At 42.9% G+C, this 18,376-nt stretch carries 24 protein-coding genes; 14 read left to right on the top strand and 10 right to left on the bottom strand.

What is annotated here, in order from left to right; all coding sequences use genetic code 11:
* The first annotated feature begins 2 nt into the window (after positions 1–2).
* Positions 3–1,409 carry an efflux transporter outer membrane subunit gene (locus tag CDG62_RS05205; RefSeq protein WP_087528021.1) on the top strand — a complete coding sequence of 469 codons (1,407 nt, stop codon included), beginning with the start codon at positions 3–5 and terminating at the stop codon, positions 1,407–1,409.
* A gap of 56 nt (positions 1,410–1,465) precedes the next feature.
* On the opposite strand, the gene CDG62_RS05200 is transcribed toward CDG62_RS05205, so the two are convergent.
* The 3 genes from CDG62_RS05200 to orn form a co-directional block, all read right to left on the bottom strand.
* Complete coding sequence (locus CDG62_RS05200; RefSeq protein ID WP_087528020.1) at positions 1,466–2,269, bottom strand: enoyl-ACP reductase FabI; 804 nt, start codon at positions 2,267–2,269, stop codon at positions 1,466–1,468.
* A gap of 144 nt (positions 2,270–2,413) precedes the next feature.
* Complete coding sequence (locus tag CDG62_RS05195) at positions 2,414–3,148, bottom strand: Bax inhibitor-1/YccA family membrane protein (protein ID WP_087528019.1); 735 nt, start codon at positions 3,146–3,148, stop codon at positions 2,414–2,416.
* A gap of 158 nt (positions 3,149–3,306) precedes the next feature.
* Positions 3,307–3,861 carry an oligoribonuclease gene (orn, locus tag CDG62_RS05190; protein ID WP_004697635.1) on the bottom strand — a complete coding sequence of 185 codons (555 nt, stop codon included), beginning with the start codon at positions 3,859–3,861 and terminating at the stop codon, positions 3,307–3,309.
* A 123-nt stretch (positions 3,862–3,984) separates the two neighbouring features.
* On the opposite strand from orn, the gene rsgA reads away from it, so the two are divergent.
* The 4 genes from rsgA (at position 3,985) to secB (ending at position 6,299) form a co-directional block, all read left to right on the top strand.
* Positions 3,985–5,043 carry a ribosome small subunit-dependent GTPase A gene (gene rsgA / locus CDG62_RS05185; protein ID WP_004983468.1) on the top strand — a complete coding sequence of 353 codons (1,059 nt, stop codon included), beginning with the start codon at positions 3,985–3,987 and terminating at the stop codon, positions 5,041–5,043.
* 97 nt (positions 5,044–5,140) lie between these two features.
* Positions 5,141–5,548 (top strand): rhodanese-like domain-containing protein, encoded by a 408-nt coding sequence (locus CDG62_RS05180; RefSeq protein ID WP_004697633.1) that lies wholly within the window; start codon positions 5,141–5,143, stop codon positions 5,546–5,548.
* A gap of 19 nt (positions 5,549–5,567) precedes the next feature.
* Positions 5,568–5,822, top strand: a complete 255-nt coding sequence (grxC, locus tag CDG62_RS05175; protein WP_004697632.1) for a glutaredoxin 3 — start codon at positions 5,568–5,570, stop codon at positions 5,820–5,822.
* A 27-nt stretch (positions 5,823–5,849) separates the two neighbouring features.
* Positions 5,850–6,299 carry a protein-export chaperone SecB gene (gene secB, locus CDG62_RS05170; protein ID WP_004697631.1) on the top strand — a complete coding sequence of 150 codons (450 nt, stop codon included), beginning with the start codon at positions 5,850–5,852 and terminating at the stop codon, positions 6,297–6,299.
* Between the two features lie 60 nt (positions 6,300–6,359).
* Here secB and CDG62_RS05165 read toward each other — a convergent pair whose 3' ends face one another.
* Together CDG62_RS05165 and coaBC are read right to left on the bottom strand one after the other, a co-directional pair.
* The gene (locus CDG62_RS05165; protein ID WP_004697630.1) at positions 6,360–6,749 is read right to left on the bottom strand and encodes a cytochrome b562; all 390 of its coding nucleotides are present in this window, start codon (positions 6,747–6,749) and stop codon (positions 6,360–6,362) included.
* Between the two features lie 77 nt (positions 6,750–6,826).
* Positions 6,827–8,101 (bottom strand): bifunctional phosphopantothenoylcysteine decarboxylase/phosphopantothenate--cysteine ligase CoaBC, encoded by a 1,275-nt coding sequence (gene coaBC, locus CDG62_RS05160; RefSeq protein ID WP_087528018.1) that lies wholly within the window; start codon positions 8,099–8,101, stop codon positions 6,827–6,829.
* Between the two features lie 111 nt (positions 8,102–8,212).
* On the opposite strand from coaBC, the gene radC reads away from it, so the two are divergent.
* Positions 8,213–8,905, top strand: a complete 693-nt coding sequence (gene radC, locus CDG62_RS05155) for a RadC family protein (RefSeq protein WP_087528017.1) — start codon at positions 8,213–8,215, stop codon at positions 8,903–8,905.
* Positions 8,906–8,980: 75 nt separating this feature from the next.
* Positions 8,981–9,892, top strand: coding sequence for a bestrophin family protein (locus tag CDG62_RS05150; protein WP_004697627.1), 912 nt, complete (start codon positions 8,981–8,983; stop codon positions 9,890–9,892).
* A gap of 67 nt (positions 9,893–9,959) precedes the next feature.
* Here the strand turns inward: CDG62_RS05150 and CDG62_RS05145 are convergent, their stop codons facing one another.
* Positions 9,960–10,811, bottom strand: a complete 852-nt coding sequence (locus CDG62_RS05145; RefSeq protein WP_087528016.1) for a PHP domain-containing protein — start codon at positions 10,809–10,811, stop codon at positions 9,960–9,962.
* A 44-nt stretch (positions 10,812–10,855) separates the two neighbouring features.
* On the opposite strand from CDG62_RS05145, the gene CDG62_RS05140 reads away from it, so the two are divergent.
* From CDG62_RS05140 to mnmC, 4 genes are read left to right on the top strand one after another with little or no spacing between them, the layout of a single operon-like run.
* Positions 10,856–11,470, top strand: coding sequence for an inner membrane-spanning protein YciB (locus CDG62_RS05140; RefSeq protein ID WP_004983445.1), 615 nt, complete (start codon positions 10,856–10,858; stop codon positions 11,468–11,470).
* Between the two features lie 29 nt (positions 11,471–11,499).
* The gene (locus CDG62_RS05135; protein WP_087528015.1) at positions 11,500–11,802 is read left to right on the top strand and encodes a YciI family protein; all 303 of its coding nucleotides are present in this window, start codon (positions 11,500–11,502) and stop codon (positions 11,800–11,802) included.
* 4 nt (positions 11,803–11,806) lie between these two features.
* Positions 11,807–12,310: a hypothetical protein gene (locus CDG62_RS05130; protein ID WP_087528014.1), complete on the top strand. Its 504-nt coding sequence runs from the start codon at positions 11,807–11,809 to the stop codon at positions 12,308–12,310.
* Positions 12,311–12,346: 36 nt separating this feature from the next.
* Positions 12,347–14,254: an FAD-dependent 5-carboxymethylaminomethyl-2-thiouridine(34) oxidoreductase MnmC gene (gene mnmC, locus CDG62_RS05125; protein ID WP_087528052.1), complete on the top strand. Its 1,908-nt coding sequence runs from the start codon at positions 12,347–12,349 to the stop codon at positions 14,252–14,254.
* A 96-nt stretch (positions 14,255–14,350) separates the two neighbouring features.
* Here the strand turns inward: mnmC and CDG62_RS05120 are convergent, their stop codons facing one another.
* Entirely contained in the window at positions 14,351–14,665 is a 315-nt protein-coding gene (locus CDG62_RS05120; protein WP_087528013.1) for a rhodanese-like domain-containing protein, read from the bottom strand.
* Positions 14,666–14,756: 91 nt separating this feature from the next.
* Between CDG62_RS05120 and CDG62_RS05115 the strand changes: the two genes are divergently transcribed.
* From CDG62_RS05115 to CDG62_RS05105, 3 genes are all read left to right on the top strand, one after another.
* On the top strand, positions 14,757–15,245 hold the full coding sequence (locus CDG62_RS05115) for a YajQ family cyclic di-GMP-binding protein (protein ID WP_087528012.1): 489 nt from the start codon (positions 14,757–14,759) through the stop codon (positions 15,243–15,245).
* A gap of 28 nt (positions 15,246–15,273) precedes the next feature.
* Positions 15,274–15,774: a DUF4442 domain-containing protein gene (locus CDG62_RS05110; RefSeq protein WP_087528011.1), complete on the top strand. Its 501-nt coding sequence runs from the start codon at positions 15,274–15,276 to the stop codon at positions 15,772–15,774.
* A gap of 137 nt (positions 15,775–15,911) precedes the next feature.
* Positions 15,912–16,409 (top strand): ester cyclase, encoded by a 498-nt coding sequence (locus CDG62_RS05105; protein WP_119496090.1) that lies wholly within the window; start codon positions 15,912–15,914, stop codon positions 16,407–16,409.
* A 74-nt stretch (positions 16,410–16,483) separates the two neighbouring features.
* On the opposite strand, the gene CDG62_RS05100 is transcribed toward CDG62_RS05105, so the two are convergent.
* From CDG62_RS05100 to CDG62_RS05090, 3 genes are read right to left on the bottom strand one after another with little or no spacing between them, the layout of a single operon-like run.
* A complete protein-coding gene (locus tag CDG62_RS05100) occupies positions 16,484–16,906 on the bottom strand; it encodes an acyl-CoA thioesterase (RefSeq protein WP_087528010.1) in 423 nt (140 codons plus the stop codon).
* A gap of 17 nt (positions 16,907–16,923) precedes the next feature.
* Positions 16,924–17,355, bottom strand: coding sequence for a thioredoxin TrxC (gene trxC, locus CDG62_RS05095; RefSeq protein WP_004697614.1), 432 nt, complete (start codon positions 17,353–17,355; stop codon positions 16,924–16,926).
* On the bottom strand, positions 17,356–18,252 hold the full coding sequence (locus CDG62_RS05090; protein WP_087528009.1) for an alpha/beta hydrolase: 897 nt from the start codon (positions 18,250–18,252) through the stop codon (positions 17,356–17,358). It lies immediately after the preceding gene.
* Positions 18,253–18,376: the final 124 nt, after the last annotated feature.

The raw sequence follows: 18,376 nt of genomic DNA, 5'->3' as shown, positions 1-18,376 counted from the left end.
ATATGCCTTTTTTATTTACGCGTCTTTGTACCGCGATGTTGCTTGGCAGCACTTTGGTTGGCTGTGCAGCTGTGGTTAAAACACCTTATCATGCACCAGCGGTACAGACGCCGATTCAATTTCAGTACGACAAAGTCACCGCACAACAACGCCAACAAGCGATTTATACCGACCAATGGTGGACGTTGTTTGGCGATGCACAGCTCAATCAACTGGTCGATGCCGTACTCGCAAAAAATGCCGATCTGGCCGTTGCTGGGATGACCTTAAAGCAAGCGCGCTTACAAGCAGAACTTGCAGAAAATCAGCAAAAACCACGTGTGAGCTCTACGGTATCTACAGGTCATCAGTTCGACTTAAACTCAGGAAATGACAGCTCAAGTGGCCTGTCTTTAGGAGCTGGCCTAAGTTATGAAGTCGATTTATTTGGTAAATTGGCCAGTCAAACTGAAGCAAAAAGATGGGAAGCTCTTGCCACCGAGCAAGATTTGCAAGCCACTGCTCAAAGCTTAATTGGCACTACAGCGAAGCTATATTGGCAGTTGGCCTATTATAATGAAAGCCGTACAACGGCTGAGCAAAGCCTTGCCACCTCACAGAAACTGTATGACTTGGTTAAAGTTCAGTACCAAGCTGGGGCTGTATCAGGACTGGATTTAACTCAAGCTGAACAGTCCGTACAAAGTCAAAAAGCCAGCCTGAGTCAAATTCAGCAAAGTTTGGTCGAAACCCGTACCGCAATTGCAGTGTTACTGCATATGCCTGTACAGCAGTTAAGTGTTGATGAACCTCAACGTTTACCACGTTTAGCTTTACCAAGTATCGCAGCGGGCTTACCAGCCGACATTTTGTCGCGCCGTCCAGACTTAAAAGCAGCTGAGCTACGTTTACGTGAGAGTTTAGCCACTAAAGATGCTACCACGGCGAGCTATTATCCTTCGATCAGTTTGACAGGGAATCTAGGATCAACGAGCACTTCACTAACGCAACTGCTCAAGACCCCTGCTCTAACATTAGGCGCAAGTTTAAGTCTACCGTTCTTGCAATATAACGATATGAAACGCGACCTTGCGATTAGTCAATTGGACTATGAAAAAGCCATCGTGCAATATCGTCAGACCTTGTACCAAGCCTTTGCCGATGTGGAAAATGCACTGTCTGCACGAACGGAGTTGAGTCAACAAGTACAATTGCAACAGCGGAATTTGGAACTGGCTGAAAAAGTGGAACGTTTGACCCAAGTGCGTTATCGCTATGGTGCCGTGGCTTTAAAAACCTTGTTGGATCAACAAGAAACCACACGTACTGCGCGCTTAACCTTGGTCAATACCAAACAAAGCCAATACAACGCTTATGTGACCTTGATGCAAGCACTCGGCGGTAGCCCGATTCAACAGCTTCTTCAATAAAAAGCAGAATAAAAAACGGCACATCATGTGCCGTTTTTTACATTTCAACTAAGCGATTAGTCATCGAGCATCAAGTCTGGGCTCATCCCCACAGTGTTGAAACCTGCATCAACATACATGATTTCACCCGTAATACCATTTGCCCAAGGCGAGCAAAGGAATAATGCGGCATTACCGACATCTTCAATGGTCACATTACGTTTAAGTGGTGAAATTTTTTCATTGACGTCTAACATTTTACGGAACGATTTAATACCTGATGCCGCCAAAGTACGGATTGGGCCTGCTGAAATCGCATTCACACGAATCCCTTCTGCACCCAAGCTTGAAGCCAAATAACGTACACCCGCTTCTAATGAAGCCTTCGCCATACCCATCACATTGTAGTTTGGCATCACGCGCTCAGAACCTTGGTAAGTCAAGGTCAATAAGCACCCTTGACGTGCAACCAATAATGGCTTCGCTGCGCGTGCCATCGCAATGAAACTATATGCACTGATGTCATGCGCCACTTTAAAGCCATCACGATCCGTTACATCAGTAAAGTCCCCATCTAAGGTATGTGCAGGTGCAAAACCAATCGAATGCACTACACCATCTAAACCATCCCAATGTTTTGCCAATTCAACAAAAGTCTGTTCAATTTCAGTATCAATAGCCACATCACACGGTAGAACAATCGTTGAACCAAATTGTACTGCAAATTCATCCACACGTTTTTTCAGTTTTTCATTTGGATAAGTAAACGCAAGTTCCGCACCTTCGCGGTGAAGCGCTTGAGCAATACCAAATGCAATTGATAATTTACTTGCAATACCTGCGATTAAAAAACGCTTTCCAGCCAATAGTCCTTGTGCCATGTGACTCTCACTCAAAATAATTTATCTGCATAATGCCAAGTTTAAGTTGAAACCGAAATTGCATAATGCGCCTTTTTTCAATTCATCAACATTCAATAACACATACGCCCCGATGAAGGGGCGTATGTGTTAAGAATCGAGAGATTAGTCATCGCCACGCAGCATGCTGAGTAGACGCAAGAATGAATAGTACATCCACACCAAAGTCGCCAGTAAGGCAATACCGCACAGCCACTCCATCGCTTTCGGAGCATGTTGTGCCGCAGCACTTTCAATCAAATCAAAATCTAAAATTAAGTTAAGTGATGCAATCACTGCAACAAAAGCAGCAAAACCTAAGCCTAATAAGTTGTTTTCAAATAAAAATGGAATACTTGAACCAAAAGCCAAACGCATCACCATTTGCACCACAAAGACAATTGCGATGGCAATTGAAGCCGACATCACCACAGATTTGAATTTTTCTGTGGCACGAATAATTTGAAAACAATACAAACCAAACATCACCAAAGTGGTGACAAAAGTTGCCAAGAGCGCTTGTAAAGGTACACCTGGATATTTCAATTGGAAAATGACCGATACCCCTCCCAAAAAAGCACCTTCAAACAAGGCATAAGGAATAGCAAGAGTTCGAGCGGTATTTGGTTTAAAGGTCGCAATTAAACCTAGAATCAGACCACCAATCGCACCGACTAAGGTTGCAGCATAAGCCAGCGAAATATTTAAGCTCATGAAACAGTATAAAAACAGTGCCATACCGACCACAGCCGCAATCACTGTAAGTAATACAGACTTCTGAATAGCACCTTGAACAGTCATCGGTTGACTATAATCCGCATGTGTTTCCACGCGGTTCAAAATAGGGTTATTACTTTGCATAACTCAACTCTTTGTTATAATTTAATTAATTTACTTTATCATAAAGCTTGTTTTAAACTTGTATAGCAAAAAAGTGTTTCTTTTTTCTACACAAGTACCCTCAGCTCTATTCTATTCGATTTCAATAAAAAAGAGGCTAACGCCTCTTTCTTTAGTACTTATTTATTCATAATAAAAAAGTATTCGCGATAATACTTCAGTTCCGCAATCGAATCACGAATGTCATCCATCGCTAAGTGTGAAGCATTCTTTTTCAAACCACTCATAATTTCTGGACGCCAGCGTTTAGCCAACTCTTTTACCGAAGACACGTCTAAATTACGGTAGTGGAAATACTGTTCCATTTCAGGCATTAAACGGTGTAAAAAACGACGGTCTTGGCAGATTGAATTGCCACACATTGGTGAGCTTTTTGGATTGACCCATTTTTTTAGAAACTCTAAAGTTTGCTGCTCAGCATCTTGCGCCGTCAATTTACTGCGACGTACACGTTCAATTAAGCCGGATTGACCATGTTGGCGGGTGTTCCACTCATCCATTGCATTCAGCACACGGTCTGGCTGATGCACAGCAAGCACAGGCCCTTCAGCTAAAATATTTAAGTTATCATCCGTCACAATTGTAGCAACTTCAATAATTTGGTCGTTATCTGTATCGAGACCTGTCATTTCAAGGTCAATCCAAATCAAACGCGTATCAGCGGTGCTGCTCATAAATGTGCAATCTTATTCGGCTTAAAAACGATGATAGTAGCAAATTAATTGCTTCGATGCTGTAACTGCTACCCTGCTTCGTGCTATTTTTGCCATCTTGAATTCATGGTTTTTAGGATATGAATGGCTTTAATTCGTAAACGTCGTTTAACTGAGCAGCAACAACGTCGCATTCAGAAACAACAGCAAACACGTCAAGAAGATATCGACACTTCAAATGACTTAGAAGGCTTGGTGGTACAACACTATGGCCGTCAGCTTGAAGTGCAAGCCCTTACGACTCCAGATCCACATCCCATCAAACCAACGGTACAAGCAGGCGAGCCTGAACCGTTTTGGAAACCGATAGAACTTGGCAGTATTTGGCGCTGTCATACACGTACCAACCTCGAACTATTGGTTACAGGTGATCGTGTCAAATGGCAAGCCGACCCAAACACAGGACTGGGGATCATCAATGCCATACAGCCACGTCAGTCGCTACTGACTCGTCCAGACCGTTATCATAAAGTGAAACCTGTCGCTGCCAATATCAGCCTGATTGTGATTGTGTTTGCGCCACTGCCTGAGCCTGCACCAGGTTTGATTGACCGTTATTTGGTGGCCTGTGCCGATGCCAATATTCCAGCACTGTTGGTGCTGAACAAAACCGATTTGCTTAAAGACAATGACCCGATTTTAGCGTTGATTGCGGAATATCAAGCCTTAGGCTATGAAGTGATGCAAACACAAGCTGATGGTGACTTAACTGCACTGACTCAGCGTTTAAAAAATGAAACGGTAGCCTTTGTCGGTCAGTCTGGTGTTGGTAAAAGTACGCTAATTAATGCCATCGTGCCTGACGCTGCACAGAAAACCAATGTGATTTCTGAAAACTCAGCCTTAGGGCAGCACACCACGACCTCTACCCGTTTGATTGGTTTTGGCGAAGGCGCCTCGCTGATTGATTCCCCAGGAATTCGTGAGTTTGGTTTATGGCACTTAGATGCGGACAAAGTACAACGTGGCTTTCCTGAAATTGAAAACTTATTGGGCTACTGTCAGTTCCGTAACTGCACCCATAAACATGAAAAACAATGCGCTTTACGCTTAGCTGCGGCAAATGGTGAAATTTTAACGCGCCGTTTAGACAGCTATTTACGTCTGATTGATGAAATTGCTGAAGCTCAGCAAAAAAATTAATTTTTATTCAACCTTAGCCCTTGAAGCGGTGATTTTGATCACCATATTTTATGAGCTATACTCTCTAGCAATTTTTGAATTGTAATTTAGGTGACTTGTGGAACGTTGGTTCGAGTTTATGGGGAATCACCCCTTCTTATTTGGAACACTTGCAGTATTGGTTGTTTTGTTTTTCGTACTTGAAGGACAACGCAATGGTCGCAAAATTTCACCACAATCTTTAGGTATTTTAGTGAAAGCTAAAAATGCCATGTTGATTGACTTGCGTGATGCCAAAGATTTCCGTGAAGGTCATATCAGTGGAAGTCGCAACATTCCCTACAGCCAAATTACAAAACATGCTGAAGAGTTAAAAGCTGCAGATCGTCCACTCGTGTTCATCTGTAACTTAGGTCAAGTGGCAGGCACTGCTTTACAACAAGTTGCACATACTGACAGCTATCGTTTAGATGGCGGGATTAGCAACTGGAAGGCTCAAGGCTTACCACTGGTTAAAGCTAAATAATTCGCACAAGGAGAAACTCATGGCTCAAGTCACTATTTATTCAACGACTGTATGTCCATATTGCGTTCGCGCAAAGCAGCTCCTTGAGCGTAAAGGCGTTGAATATAAAGAAATTAATTTATCTAAAGAAGCGCCAGAAGTCCGCATTGAATTGATGCAACGCACCAATCACCGTACGGTTCCACAAATTTTTATTGATGACCAATTTATTGGTGGTTTTGATCAACTTTATGCTTTAGAGCGTGAAGGAAAACTCGACCAACTATTGGCATAATTAGCTCAGCATATTAAGGATTAGAAAATGAGTGAAGCTCAACCACAACTTGCTTTAGAACGTATTTATACAAAAGATATTTCTTTTGAAGTCCCAGGGGCGCAAGTTTTTACCAAAGAATGGCAACCAGAGTTGAACATCAACTTGTCATCTTCTGCTGAAAAAGTTGATCCAACTCACTACGAAGTTTCACTTAAAGTGGTTGTACAAGCAAACAACGCAGGCGACACGGCGTTTATTGTTGATGTTACTCAAGCGGGTATTTTCCTTGTAGATGGTGTTGAAGAAGAACGTCTTCCGTACATCTTAGGTGCATATTGCCCGAACATTTTGTTCCCGTTCCTTCGTGAAGCGGTGAATGATATGGTGACTAAAGGCAGTTTCCCACAATTGTTACTTACACCAATTAACTTTGATGCTGAGTTCGAAGCAAATATGCAACGTGCTCAAGCTGCTGCTGTTGAAGGTCAAGCTTAAAAATTTAAGCCCTTCCAACATAAAAAAGACCGCTTTTGCGGTCTTTTTTATTGTACTGAATTATTTAAACGCTTTGTGGCCTTGCTGCTTAATGGCCTCAAACTTGGCTGAACTTTGTTTGGCTTCCGCAAGTTTCCCTGCCTGTACCAAATGTTGAGCATGTTCAATTTCTTGGGTTAATGCATCAAACTTTTGTTCATATTGCTTCACTTTAACACTGTCTTTTGGTTGTTTCACCAAAGTATCAGGCTTGTTTTGCTTGGCAGTTGCCGCGGCTTTTTGCATTTCAGTTAATGCGGTATTCGCCTCTGTGGCAGTCTTGGCTTGAGCAAAAGCTTTTGAGTTCTTCGCCAAAGATTTCATCGCACCTTCTAGCACTTCCGACGCTTGTGCTAGTCCTGCCAAACATAAACCACTGCTCAACAGCACAACCTTTAATAATGTTTTCATTCTTATTCCTATGAGTTTGCAAAAAAAATGCAGCCTAAGGCTGCATTAAATATGGCAAAAATGAAGACCGATGTAAATTAAAAATCATCATCACTTTCAGGGTCTCGATGTAAAGCATCGTGAATTGCTTCAACCAACTGCAAAGCAATTTCTTGTTTCGATGCTTTTTCCAAATCGCGCTTTTCCATTTTATAGCTTTCTGCAAAAAAGACCGTCATCGCATTTTCATCAGACGCAAAACCAATATCAGGACGCGACACATCATTACAAGCAATCATATCGAGCTTTTTCGCCACCAATTTACCTGCGGCATATTCCTCAACATTGCGTGTTTCTGCTGCGAAACCCACCATGAATGGGCGTTTGTCTTGCTGTGCAATGGTCGCCACAATATCAGGGTTTTTGATTAAAGAAACATTGAGCTGATCCCCTGCTTTCTTAATCTTATGCTCTGCGACTTCTGCAACACGATAGTCCGCAACAGCGGCAGTCGCGATAAACACATCACAACCTTCATCTAACATTTGCATGCTGGTATCCAACATTTTCATGGCAGATGAAACATTGATTCGGCGTACACCGTTCGGTGTGTCTAAGCTGACAGGACCTGCAATTAAAGTCACTTTGGCTCCTGCCGCATAACATGCAGCAGCAATGGCAAAGCCCATTTTTCCTGTACTATGGTTGGAAATATAACGCACAGGATCAATCGCTTCACGCGTTGGCCCAGCAGTAATGGTGACTTTTTTGCCCGCCAACATCCCAAATTTTTCAGCCATGGCACGCTGTGCTTTATGGAAGTATTCTGTCACTTGATGTGCCAAATCTTCAGGCTCAGGCATACGGCCTAACCCGACATCACCACAAGCTTGCGCTCCCGCATCTGGCATGATCACATGCACGCCATCTTCCACTAAAGTCGCTAAATTACGCTGCGTCGCTTTCGCCGCCCACATTTGTTGGTTCATAGCGGGTGCTACCCACACAGGGGCTTTGGTGGCTAAATATAAAGTAGAAAGTAAGTCATCGGCTAAACCTGCAGCAAACTTTGCAATGGTGTTACAACTGGCAGGTGCAACCAAAAGCAAGTCTGCCCAGCGTGCTAGCTCAATATGCCCCATGCCCGCTTCGGCTTCAGGATCTAACAATTCAGTATGCACAGGATTGCCTGACAAGGCTTGGAATGTTAATGGGGTAATAAAGGCTTGTGCGCCTTCGGTCATGACCACACGGACTTGAAAACCTGCGTCTTTTAAACGACGAACTAAGATGGCACTTTTATAGGCAGCAATACCGCCCGTAACAGCTAAAAGGATATTTTTATTTGGAATCACACTGAGATCAAAGCTCACGAACAGGCTACCTTTCTGTTGCAGTGGCGCTCACAATAGCATTAAATAGTCTTATACCCAATAATCGTTTGGGTCATGTTCCTCAAATTAAGAATAAAAAAGTATAAAAGAATGCACTTATCTATAAAAAAATGGCCCGAACAAGAACGACCACGTGAACGCTTATTACACCAAGGGCCAGCTAGCCTCTCCGATGCAGAACTATTGGCTATTTTTATCCGCTCGGGCTCAACACAACATTCTGCGGTCGAATTGGCGCGTCTTTTGTTGCAACATTTTGGCAGTCTGAATGCCGTTTTCGATGCTGAACTTCCCGAACTCAGCCAATTTCACGGCATTGGCCCGAGCAAGTATTCACAATTAATAGCCGTCAAAGAGTTGGGGCGACGCTACAGTAGTCAGCAGCTCAAGCAAGAAAAGTTAGAGCTCAATCATTCAGCTCAACTGCTCAAGTTTTTACAGTATGAGTTTTCAGGTGAAAACCAGGAGGTCTTTGCAGTGCTTTGCCTAGATGCACATTTAAGGAAAATAAACTTTAAAAAATTGTTCTTTGGTGCAGTCAATTCTTGTGAAATATCGATCAATCAATTGCTACGTTACTGTATTGCTCAACACGCCACTTTCATGGTGATTGCGCATAATCATCCACTTGGAAAAGCTCAGCCCTCCACGGCGGACATCGAACTGACCGAGCGCATTCTTCAAGCCAGTCAGCTCGTGGACATTCAACTGATTGATCATTTCATTTTATCGCCCGAAGGTGCTTTTTCTTTTGCTGAACACAGCCTGATCCAACCCACTTAAATATGCAGACAAATGATTGACAAATACCGCGACAAATATGAAGATCAAGCAAAATTTTAAAAGAATTCTAATCACATGATTGTGCGTGATCAGCCCAGTATTTTTAAGGTGCTTTTTTCATGGCGTGGCACCATTCTTCCCAAAGTTTTACCGCCTTTGGGTGTGGTCATGTTGGTCTCTGCCATTATTGGCATTTTGTCCTATGTCGGCTATTTCCACTTCCCCGAACTGCCCTTGGTCGGCTTCACCCTCATTGGGGTGGTACTTTCTATTTTCCTCGGCTTTAAAAATAGTGCCTGCTATGACCGTTGGTGGGAAGCACGGAAGTTATGGGGCATTTTAATTGCCAACTCACGTCACTTTGACCGCGACTGTCGTATCTTGACCCAAGGTCGTCGTGAACGTGTGATTCAACATGTGATTGTCTTTGCCAATGTCTTACGCGACCGTTTACGTCATCAAACGGCCAATCCAACAGAACTGGTGCAAACCAGTGGCTTAAGTCAAAATGCGCTGACTCAACTGTATCAACAAGCCAATGCCCCGCAGTACACGCTCAGCTTGATTCAGTGGGAGTTGATGCAGGCATTAAAAGAAGGTGAAATTAGTGACATTGTGTATGCGCAACTGAATCAGCACGTTGCTGACTTGAGTGTGGTGCAAACCGGTTGTGACCGTATTGCGACAACACCACTACCTTTTGCCTACTCTGTATTACTCAATCGTACAGTGTATTTTTTCTGCCTCATTTTACCATTTAGCTTAGGTTCAACCTTGGGTATTTTCACCCCGCTTTTGGTTGGTGTATTGGCCTATACTTTCTTAGGACTCGATGCTTTGAGCTCGGAAATTGAAGAGCCTTTCGGAACGCAAAGTAATGACTTGCCACTGGACTCGATGGTACGTACTATCGAAATTGAACTGCTTGGGACTTTAGGAAAACCGACACCTCCCCCGATTCAAGCACAAGACAATAATTTACTCTAATATGGCTCACGCTTACCTTCTTTTAAGCTATATATCGCTCATAAAGAAGGTGGGAGTCCTCAAAATATTAGACAAAACTTTCCCAAATCCCCACTTGCCCCTCTTTGACTCTGGGAATATTACCCAATTTAATCCATGGCATATTGTCACCATGGAAGTCGCTTCCAACCGAAACTTTTAAACCGTGCTCAGCAATCATCCGATCCACCATTTGACGAGTCGATGTCGGTTCGACATTGGGCGGCAATTCAACTGCATCTCCACCAAACTGTGCAAATATTTCAATCAGATAACGAATATTAGTAGCAGATAAATCATACCGTGTCGGATGCGCCAATACTGCAAAACCACCACTGGCATGAATCACTTGAATGGTTTCTTCTAAACCCAGCCCATCAAATTTCACGTAGGCTTTCTTACCTTCCTTAATATATTTATCAAACGCTTGTTGCGCACGACTCACATACTTTTTTTCAACTAAGGTCTTGGCAATATGTGTTCGAGTCACACGATCAGGCATCTGTTCAACTTTCGCCAAAACATCAGCATAAATGTCTTCACCAATCAGTGGAATCAACAAATCACAAATTTCTTTGGCGCGGCGCGCGCGGATTTGTTTTTGCTGTTCAAGACATTTTTGTAGTGGCTCTAAATCTTGCATATTCAATGCAACCACATGCACGCCATAGTTTTTCTTAGTCGAGGGTCTCGACCACTGACTGGAAATTTCTACACCTGAAATAATACGCATCGCATGCGACTTTGCAGCCAACTCTGCTAAAGCAAGGCCATCCATGGTGTCATGGTCTGTCAAAGCCAAGGTATGGATGCCTTTTTCCGCAGCAGCATCAACCAATTGCTTTGGTGTGAAAGTACCATCAGAAATATTGCTGTGAGTATGTAAATCTACGCCTTCCATCACTTATACTAGCTATTTATTTGAACAGATTTAGATACTCTAACATGAAAGCACTTTTAGACTTTGTGCCGCTGATCATTTTCTTTTATTTATATAAAACTGTAGATCCTAAAAATACTGATCACCCATTGCTCCAATTGATTGGTTCTGCAGGAGGTGTCGATAATAATAATATTCTTGTAGCCACCACAGGTTTGATTATTTCAATGCTGGTGGTTTACGGCGCACTGTTCTTCATGCAAAAGTTCCGTTTAGACAAACAACAGTGGATTGTGTTGTTTATGACGGTTATTTTCGGTGGTGTTACCTTAATGCTGTCAGATGACTTTTACATCAAACTCAAAGCGGCCTTGCTGAATATTATTTTCTCAGGCGCTTTCTTACTTTCTCCTTATTTTGGCAAAGAACGCAAACCGCTGATCAAACGTTTGTTCGGCCCAATCTTCAATTTAACCGACGCAGGTTGGAAAAATTTAAACTTTGCGTGGGCTGCTATGTTCGCCCTCATGTCCTTTTTACACGTATTTTTCGCATTTTTATTTATGGACGGAAAATATTGGGGAGAATTCACGGCTTTTGGTGACATGATCGTGATGTTTTCCTTTATCATTATTCAGTTTATTGTATTGCGTAAATACTTTAAATCTTCTGAAGAGTAATTTAGCCAGAACATACATCGAGAACTCATATGCCGCTATTCGTCGTCACATGTACCGATCAAGAAGGTACAGTCGAAAAACGTCTTGCTACACGTCCAGAACATCTTGCTCGTTTGCAAAAGCTCAATGATGAAGGTCGTTTAATTGTTGCAGGAGCGATGCCGAAAGATCCAAGCAATCCGCAAGCAGGCTTTTATGGCAGTACTATCATTGTTGATTTTGACTCACGTGAAGCACTCGATGTCTGGTTACAGGAAGAGCCATTCTTAAAAGTAGGGGTTTATCGTCAGATTGATGTTAAACCATTTAATAAAGCATTCCCTCAAGGATAAGGTCATGCGCGTTGTTGTCACAAGCTTATTGGGCTTATCTCTTCTTTCTTCTATGGCGTGGGCCGTTGAAACCGCTCCTGCCCCGAGTATAGCCCCTGCTGTACCAGCAACGACTGCCGTACCTATTCCAGTGCAAGGTAGTACAACTCAGCCAAAAATCATTCCTGCGGTGACCACAGTGAGCCCAAATGGTCAACCACAGGAAGCCAAACCGCTCACCGCTGAACAATTGGCGAAGAACAAAGCATTGCAAGATGCCAAAGTCAAAGCACTGGTCAAAGACCAAGCTTCACGTCTTACACAATTGGAGAAAGCCAATCTTGATGCTTTGGCGCAAAACCAAGAGCTGCAACTTAAAAATGACAGCCTCGGGGTACAAGTACAGGTTTTACAAAGCGAACGCAGTGCACAAATGTTTCTTTACGGTGCAGCAACCATCGCTGTGGGTGTCTTACTTGGTTTTTTAATTGCTAGTTACGTTTATACCAAACGCCGCCGTCAGTGGTAAGCTAAGCCCTATTAGAAACAATAAGGTACTGTGGCTTTGTCAAGCGCAATTCAAACTGCCGATTTAGAGTGGCAACAAGTTGATGGCATTGATGTGCCAGTTTCAAAACAATTTGGCGATGTCTATTTTTCCAAAGACAATGGTCTACTTGAAACACGCCATGTGTTTTTAAATGGCAACGATTTATCTGAGCGCCTGTCAAATCTTCAGCCCTTTGAATATTTTAGTGTGGGTGAAACAGGCTTTGGCACAGGGCTCAACATCTTGGCACTTTGGCAACTTTGGCAACAAGTACGGCCAAATAACCACAGCCATCTCCATGCCATTTCAGTTGAAAAATTTCCGCTATCTAAGGCTGATCTGATACGCGCACTCGATGCTTGGCCTGAACTCAAACACATCGCAGATCAACTAATCGCACAGTATCCGCATCCGATTGCGGGTTGTCATCGCCTGAACTTCCCTAATGAACGTTTTAGCCTAGACCTTTGGTTAGGCGATGCCCACGATGTTTTCCCTAGTATGGCAAAAACCAGTAGCGTTAACGCATGGTTCCTTGATGGGTTTGCACCTGCCTGTAACCCAGACATATGGGAAGAGCAAGTACTGAATCACATCGTTCGCTTGTCTGACATTGGAACAACATTTTCTTCATTTAGTGTCGCAGGCGTACTCAAGCGTGGTTTAACACAGCATGGTATTTCTATTTCACGTCCGCGTGGCTATAAGCATAAACGCGAAATGCTCAAAGCCATCTGGTTAACTGCTGAGCCTGAAAACACATCAGACGCTGTAGATACCAAATCAGTATTGAATCAAAATCAACCGGATCAAGTATCACACGCTTTTAAACAACGCCAGATTGCTATCGTTGGTGCAGGGATTGCAGGTTTAACTAGTGCATGGGCCTTTGCCGAGCGTGGGCACCAAGTCACGCTCTACGACCAATCTGAGCCACTCGCAGGAGGTTCAGGCAATCCGCTGGCCTTACTCAACCCCAAACTTTGTCCGATTGAACAAAGTCATGAACATCTCATGACCTTGGCTTGGCAACATGCTTTACAACACTATTCCAAATTTCAAGCTTTTCGCCCGATTCAAGTACATCAACTGGCGCTTAAAAAAGCCGAAGACTTACTCGAACTTGAACAACAATATCCTGCGGGTCTTCTGACAGCCGAAACTGCTGCTGATTCTATGATAATCACTAAATATCCCTGTCTGAATCTAACTAAAGCCGGCGCTGTCTCACCACATCAACTCAAAGATCAAATCTTAGCGCATCCGCTCATTCAGTTCGTACAAGCCAACATTACTAAAATCCATCCCGAGCACAATGAAATCGTAGGTGAACAAGCCCAATCACTAGGCCAGTTTGATCACGTGATTGTGTGCTGTGCACGCCACACAGCTGCGTTCTTTGAGCAGTACCCAGTGCTGAAGCCCATTCGCGGACAAGTCAGCTGGGTGGAGAACAGGTTACAACCTTTAGCCCTCAATCAAGCCTATAGCTATGGCGGCTATTGTATGCAGCTTGATGCACAACAACTCATCTTAGGTGCATCCTTCTATCCCAATCGAGACGACAGCGATGTTTTGCTTGAAGACCATGTGCATAACTACGAGCTTATCCACAGTGTCTTTCCAGATTATGCACAATCACTTCCTGATGTGAGGACTTGGCAAGGCCGTGCATCCGTTCGCGCGCAAAGTTTGGACTATTTTCCAGTACTTGGTAGAATGTCCGAACAGTTTGAAATTTATAGCTTTGCTGGCTTGGGTTCTAAAGGATTTTTGTTTGCGCCTTTATGTAGTGAAATTTTAGCGGCGCAGATACTGAAAGAGGCCTGCCCCGTTCCTGACTCACTGCTACAAAAGCTCAGTCCGACCCGGTTCCAGAAAAAGCCCAAAGCCAAAAAGCCTTATTTTAAAGCTCAGTCTTAGTTCTGCTTTTGACTCAAGTGCAGCGCATGGCGCTATAGAGAAAATTCATATTTCCAAGACATTAAAAAAGCGCCTTACGGCGCTTTTTACTTCTGCTTAGTGACCCTGTTCTAAGGCTAAACCAGCATCACGAGCAGCTCGGGTACCACCCATTAAAATCACATACTCACGCGCACTGTCAAAACCTTCAAGTAACTCTGCAGCACGTGGCGCTTTACTACCGCCACCACATAAAATGTAAATCGGTTGATCCGTTGACACTTGAGTAAGGCTTTGTGCTGAAAGTTCTGTGATGGGCTGATTAATCGCCCCTTTCACGTGTGCTTCAGCATAAGCACTTGAATCACGTACATCCCAGATGATCGCATCCTCTGGGAACTCAAATGTTGTAATTTCTTGTTTACGGATCATTGCGCACTCCTTTGATGTAAACAACACTTGGCAAATGAAGAAAACATCCCTAGCATCTCAGATATTCTTTCCACTTGTAAAGGTTTAATCCATGCCATCTTTTGATATTGTTTCAGAATTAGAAATTTTTGAAGTAAATCATGCTGTTCAGAACACCCAAAAGGAAATCGCAACACGTTTTGACTTCCGTGGTCAGGACGTTTCGATTGAACTCAATGAAAAAAACAAAGAAATCAAAATCTCAACTGAAAGTGATTTCCAGTGCGAACAAGTTTACACTATGTTAGAGAACCATTTCTTTAAGCGTAAAGTCGATATTCAAGCGCTTGATCCACAAAAAATGACGGCTTCAGGTAAAAATGTAGTTCAAGTGGTGAAATTAAAAGATGGACTTGACTCAGATACCGCAAAAAAAATTAACAAAGCCATTAAAGAAAGTGGCATTAAAGTGCAATCTTCAATTCAAGGCGACAAAATTCGTGTGACTGATAAAAAGCGCGATACATTACAGCAAGTAATGACCTTTTTAAAAGAACAACAATTTGGTCTGCCGTTACAGTTCAATAACTTTAAAGACTAATACTTTTGTTTGATCATTTGAGGTAACTATGCCAAAGGCCAATCGCTTATCTAAAATTGTAAAAGCCACTTCTCGCTTGCCGAAAGCGTTGCGTACGCGATTATGGAGTCAAGCTTTTGGTCGCATAGTGCCCATGGTCGGCAGTGCTCATATACGTTACTTACAAGTGAGTCATAGTGAAGTCGTCGTCAAAATCGAAAACCACCGAGCTATGCAAAACCATATTGGTCAACTACACGCCTGTGCCATGGCCTTGATTGCTGAAACGGCAACAGGTTTTGTCACAGGAATGAACGTGCCTGACCATTGCATTGTTCTGATTAAAAGCATGCATATTGACTTTAAACGTCCAAGTAAAGGTGCCATGACAGCGACAGCCACCTTAACACTAGAACAACAGCAACTGATGCAAACCACCGCCAAAGGTGAAACTTTAGTTTCTGTGACAGTAATGGATGAATCGGGTGAAGCACCCGTTCAGTGTGAAATGTTATGGGCATGGCTCGACAAAGCATCATTAAAAAAGTAAGAATGTAAATATAACTTACTGTTTGGTAAGTATAAAATTTACAACAATACGCTAAAGCCGCGACTAAAACTTACTATATCTTTGCTTCAACTCGGCTCAAAATCATGATACTTAATATGAATATTTGAGCTGACTTGATGAAAAAAAGATTAATTTTAGCGACAGTCCTATTTACTTTAGGGCTGGTGGCTTGCCAACAGCACTACCTAGCCAACACCTCAATTTCAACAATGCTGCGTCAATCTTCAGCCTCTACCCTGACTGAACAAAATAAAAAAATTGTGGTGGACTTTTATGAAGGAGTTTTTAGCAAACATCAGGTTCAAACCTATTCGGATCGCTATATTGGTACACAATACATTCAACATAATCCCTATGTTGCGGATGGAAAAACGCCGTTTGTAAACTATTTCACCCAGTATTTTAAAGAAAATCCTGATGCAAAAAACACCATCAAACGTGTCGTAGCTGAAGGTAATTTGGTGGTACTCCATGTACATTCCACCCAAAATTCACAAGATCGTGGTGAGGCCGTTGTCGATATTTTCCGTGTTGAACAAGGTAAAATTGTAGAACATTGGGATGTGATACAAACCATTCCTACTGAGTCTGCTAATCGTAATACCATGTTTTAATTCATCGAACTGCATGGAATAGCAATAAAAAAGCCAGTAATTACACTGGCTTTTTTTGCAAACTGACTCAAACCTTAGTTAGATTGGCTCGCAAGAAACTTCTCTTTAACATCCGTAGGAATCTGACGTTTATTACCTTTGACATCAACCGCAACAAAGGTAAATACACCTTCAGTTACACGTACAGGTGGGCGTGAACTATCATGACTGTCCCATACCTCAATTTCCATTTGAATCGAGGTATTGCCTACTTTTAGAATTTTAGTATAACAACTAATCACGTCCCCGACTTTGACAGGGACCAAGAACGTCATCTGATTAATTGAAATCGTTGCACAACGTCCCTTACTAAAACGCTCTGCATGAATTGCACCCGCCAAATCCATTTGTGACACAATCCAACCACCAAAAACATCTCCACTCCAGTTGGTATCGGCTGGCATTGCAATTGTCTGAAGAGACAACATCCCTTCTGGTTTCACATGAATCTCTGACACGTTGACTCCAATTTTCGTTATGACTGGGCTTGCAACTGTTGATCTAACCATTGTTGCAATTGTGGCGCACGGAGCGCGCCGCTTATTCTAGCAATTTCAGTAGTTTTATTCATTAAAACTAAGGTTGGAATACTTCGCACATTAAAGGCACTACTTAATCGTGGAGATTCTTCGGTATTAATTTTGGCAAAAATCACTTGTGGATTTTGTTTCGCCACTTCAGCAAAATGCGGTGCCATCATTTTACAAGGACCACACCACTCTGCCCATAAATCAATAAACACAGGCAAATCGCTATGGCTAATGAATTGGCTAAAATTCTGCTCATTCAACTCAATCGGTGCCGCAGGTAAAAGCGCTGCGTGGCATTGACCACAACTCGGATTGGCACTCAATTTCTCTTCAGGCACACGATTTTTGGCCAAACAAGTAGGACAGACAATAATCATTTAGTTGACTCCAATATGTTGATGTAAGAATTCTAATTGGGTCGAAATGGCTTTTTCAAACCAACTGGCATGATAAATATCAAAATGCTGCATTTCCCATTCATGATATTGAACAAAAGGTGCAATATTGGTCGCGGCTTCACGACTGGATTCAATCGGAACTAAACTATCATGCTTGGCTGCAATGAACAGTACAGGAATATTAATTTGCCGTACATTTTGAATGGGACGATAACGAATTAAATTAAAAAATAGTCGTGCGGGAATCTCACCACTCCAATAATAATCAGGATTGATAATCGAACGATACCCCAAATAAGCATCTTGCGTCGGCAAGAAACATAACTCTCGTGGATCCACCACAGGTAAAGTCGTCGGAGACATCCCCACTTTTCCACCCATATAATCTTGGCTGGACAGCTTTAATGCTTTCGGGAGTTGCTGTAACGGGTAAAGCTTGGCACTTTCAGCACCATCGACAAAAGGCACTTGCGCCATCACCGCCTGAACATTTTTGAACTCTGCAGCAATATCAAGTACATATCCACCGCTGAGTGCCGTCCCCCATAGCACAATCCGTCGATTATCAATCGACTTACGCTCTTTGAGGTGGTTAATCATGGTCCGCCAGTCTTCAAGCTGCTTCTTAATCGATACCAGTTCTCGTGGACGTCCGGTACTACCGCCCCAATAACGGTAGTCAAATAACACGACTGCATAGCCCGCTTGTGCAAAACGCTGCGCAAATTGGATCAGTTTGAATTGGCGAAGCCCAGCCAAACCATGGGCCATCAAAATCACTGCGGGCTTTTCTTCAGTTTTCGGACGATAGAAATCCGCAGCAATGACCTCTTGGCCACTTTTGACATATAGCGGTTCAACGGTATAGGCGTGCATACCTGCTCCATTGCGTTATTTTATGGTTGTAATCGCTTATAAATATTTCAACAGCATAGGCTGAGCTTTCAGCTTAATGCTATCATAAAGCATATCTCGATTAGTTTATTTTTGGAGTGACAGG

It is taken from the genome of Acinetobacter sp. WCHA55 (assembly GCF_002165305.2).
GTDB lineage: Bacteria > Pseudomonadota > Gammaproteobacteria > Pseudomonadales > Moraxellaceae > Acinetobacter.
Note: the sequence above shows the minus strand (reverse complement) of the source record. Positions and strands in the feature narration are given on the sequence as shown.

Coding starts and splice junctions, on each gene's coding strand:
- CDG62_RS05205 (WP_087528021.1), top strand. CDS start 3: ATGCCTTTTTTATTTACGCGTCTTTGTACCGCGATGTTGCTTGGCAGC.
- CDG62_RS05165 (WP_004697630.1), bottom strand. CDS start 6,749: ATGAAAACATTATTAAAGGTTGTGCTGTTGAGCAGTGGTTTATGTTTG.
- grxC (WP_004697632.1), top strand. CDS start 5,568: ATGGCTCAAGTCACTATTTATTCAACGACTGTATGTCCATATTGCGTT.
- CDG62_RS05200 (WP_087528020.1), bottom strand. CDS start 2,269: ATGGCACAAGGACTATTGGCTGGAAAGCGTTTTTTAATCGCAGGTATT.
- CDG62_RS05140 (WP_004983445.1), top strand. CDS start 10,856: ATGAAAGCACTTTTAGACTTTGTGCCGCTGATCATTTTCTTTTATTTA.
- CDG62_RS05120 (WP_087528013.1), bottom strand. CDS start 14,665: ATGATCCGTAAACAAGAAATTACAACATTTGAGTTCCCAGAGGATGCG.
- CDG62_RS05110 (WP_087528011.1), top strand. CDS start 15,274: ATGCCAAAGGCCAATCGCTTATCTAAAATTGTAAAAGCCACTTCTCGC.
- CDG62_RS05145 (WP_087528016.1), bottom strand. CDS start 10,811: ATGGAAGGCGTAGATTTACATACTCACAGCAATATTTCTGATGGTACT.
- CDG62_RS05105 (WP_119496090.1), top strand. CDS start 15,912: ATGAAAAAAAGATTAATTTTAGCGACAGTCCTATTTACTTTAGGGCTG.
- CDG62_RS05090 (WP_087528009.1), bottom strand. CDS start 18,252: ATGCACGCCTATACCGTTGAACCGCTATATGTCAAAAGTGGCCAAGAG.
- rsgA (WP_004983468.1), top strand. CDS start 3,985: ATGGCTTTAATTCGTAAACGTCGTTTAACTGAGCAGCAACAACGTCGC.
- radC (WP_087528017.1), top strand. CDS start 8,213: ATGCACTTATCTATAAAAAAATGGCCCGAACAAGAACGACCACGTGAA.
- CDG62_RS05195 (WP_087528019.1), bottom strand. CDS start 3,148: ATGCAAAGTAATAACCCTATTTTGAACCGCGTGGAAACACATGCGGAT.
- CDG62_RS05130 (WP_087528014.1), top strand. CDS start 11,807: ATGCGCGTTGTTGTCACAAGCTTATTGGGCTTATCTCTTCTTTCTTCT.
- CDG62_RS05135 (WP_087528015.1), top strand. CDS start 11,500: ATGCCGCTATTCGTCGTCACATGTACCGATCAAGAAGGTACAGTCGAA.
- orn (WP_004697635.1), bottom strand. CDS start 3,861: ATGAGCAGCACCGCTGATACGCGTTTGATTTGGATTGACCTTGAAATG.
- CDG62_RS05115 (WP_087528012.1), top strand. CDS start 14,757: ATGCCATCTTTTGATATTGTTTCAGAATTAGAAATTTTTGAAGTAAAT.
- trxC (WP_004697614.1), bottom strand. CDS start 17,355: ATGATTATTGTCTGTCCTACTTGTTTGGCCAAAAATCGTGTGCCTGAA.
- CDG62_RS05150 (WP_004697627.1), top strand. CDS start 8,981: ATGATTGTGCGTGATCAGCCCAGTATTTTTAAGGTGCTTTTTTCATGG.
- secB (WP_004697631.1), top strand. CDS start 5,850: ATGAGTGAAGCTCAACCACAACTTGCTTTAGAACGTATTTATACAAAA.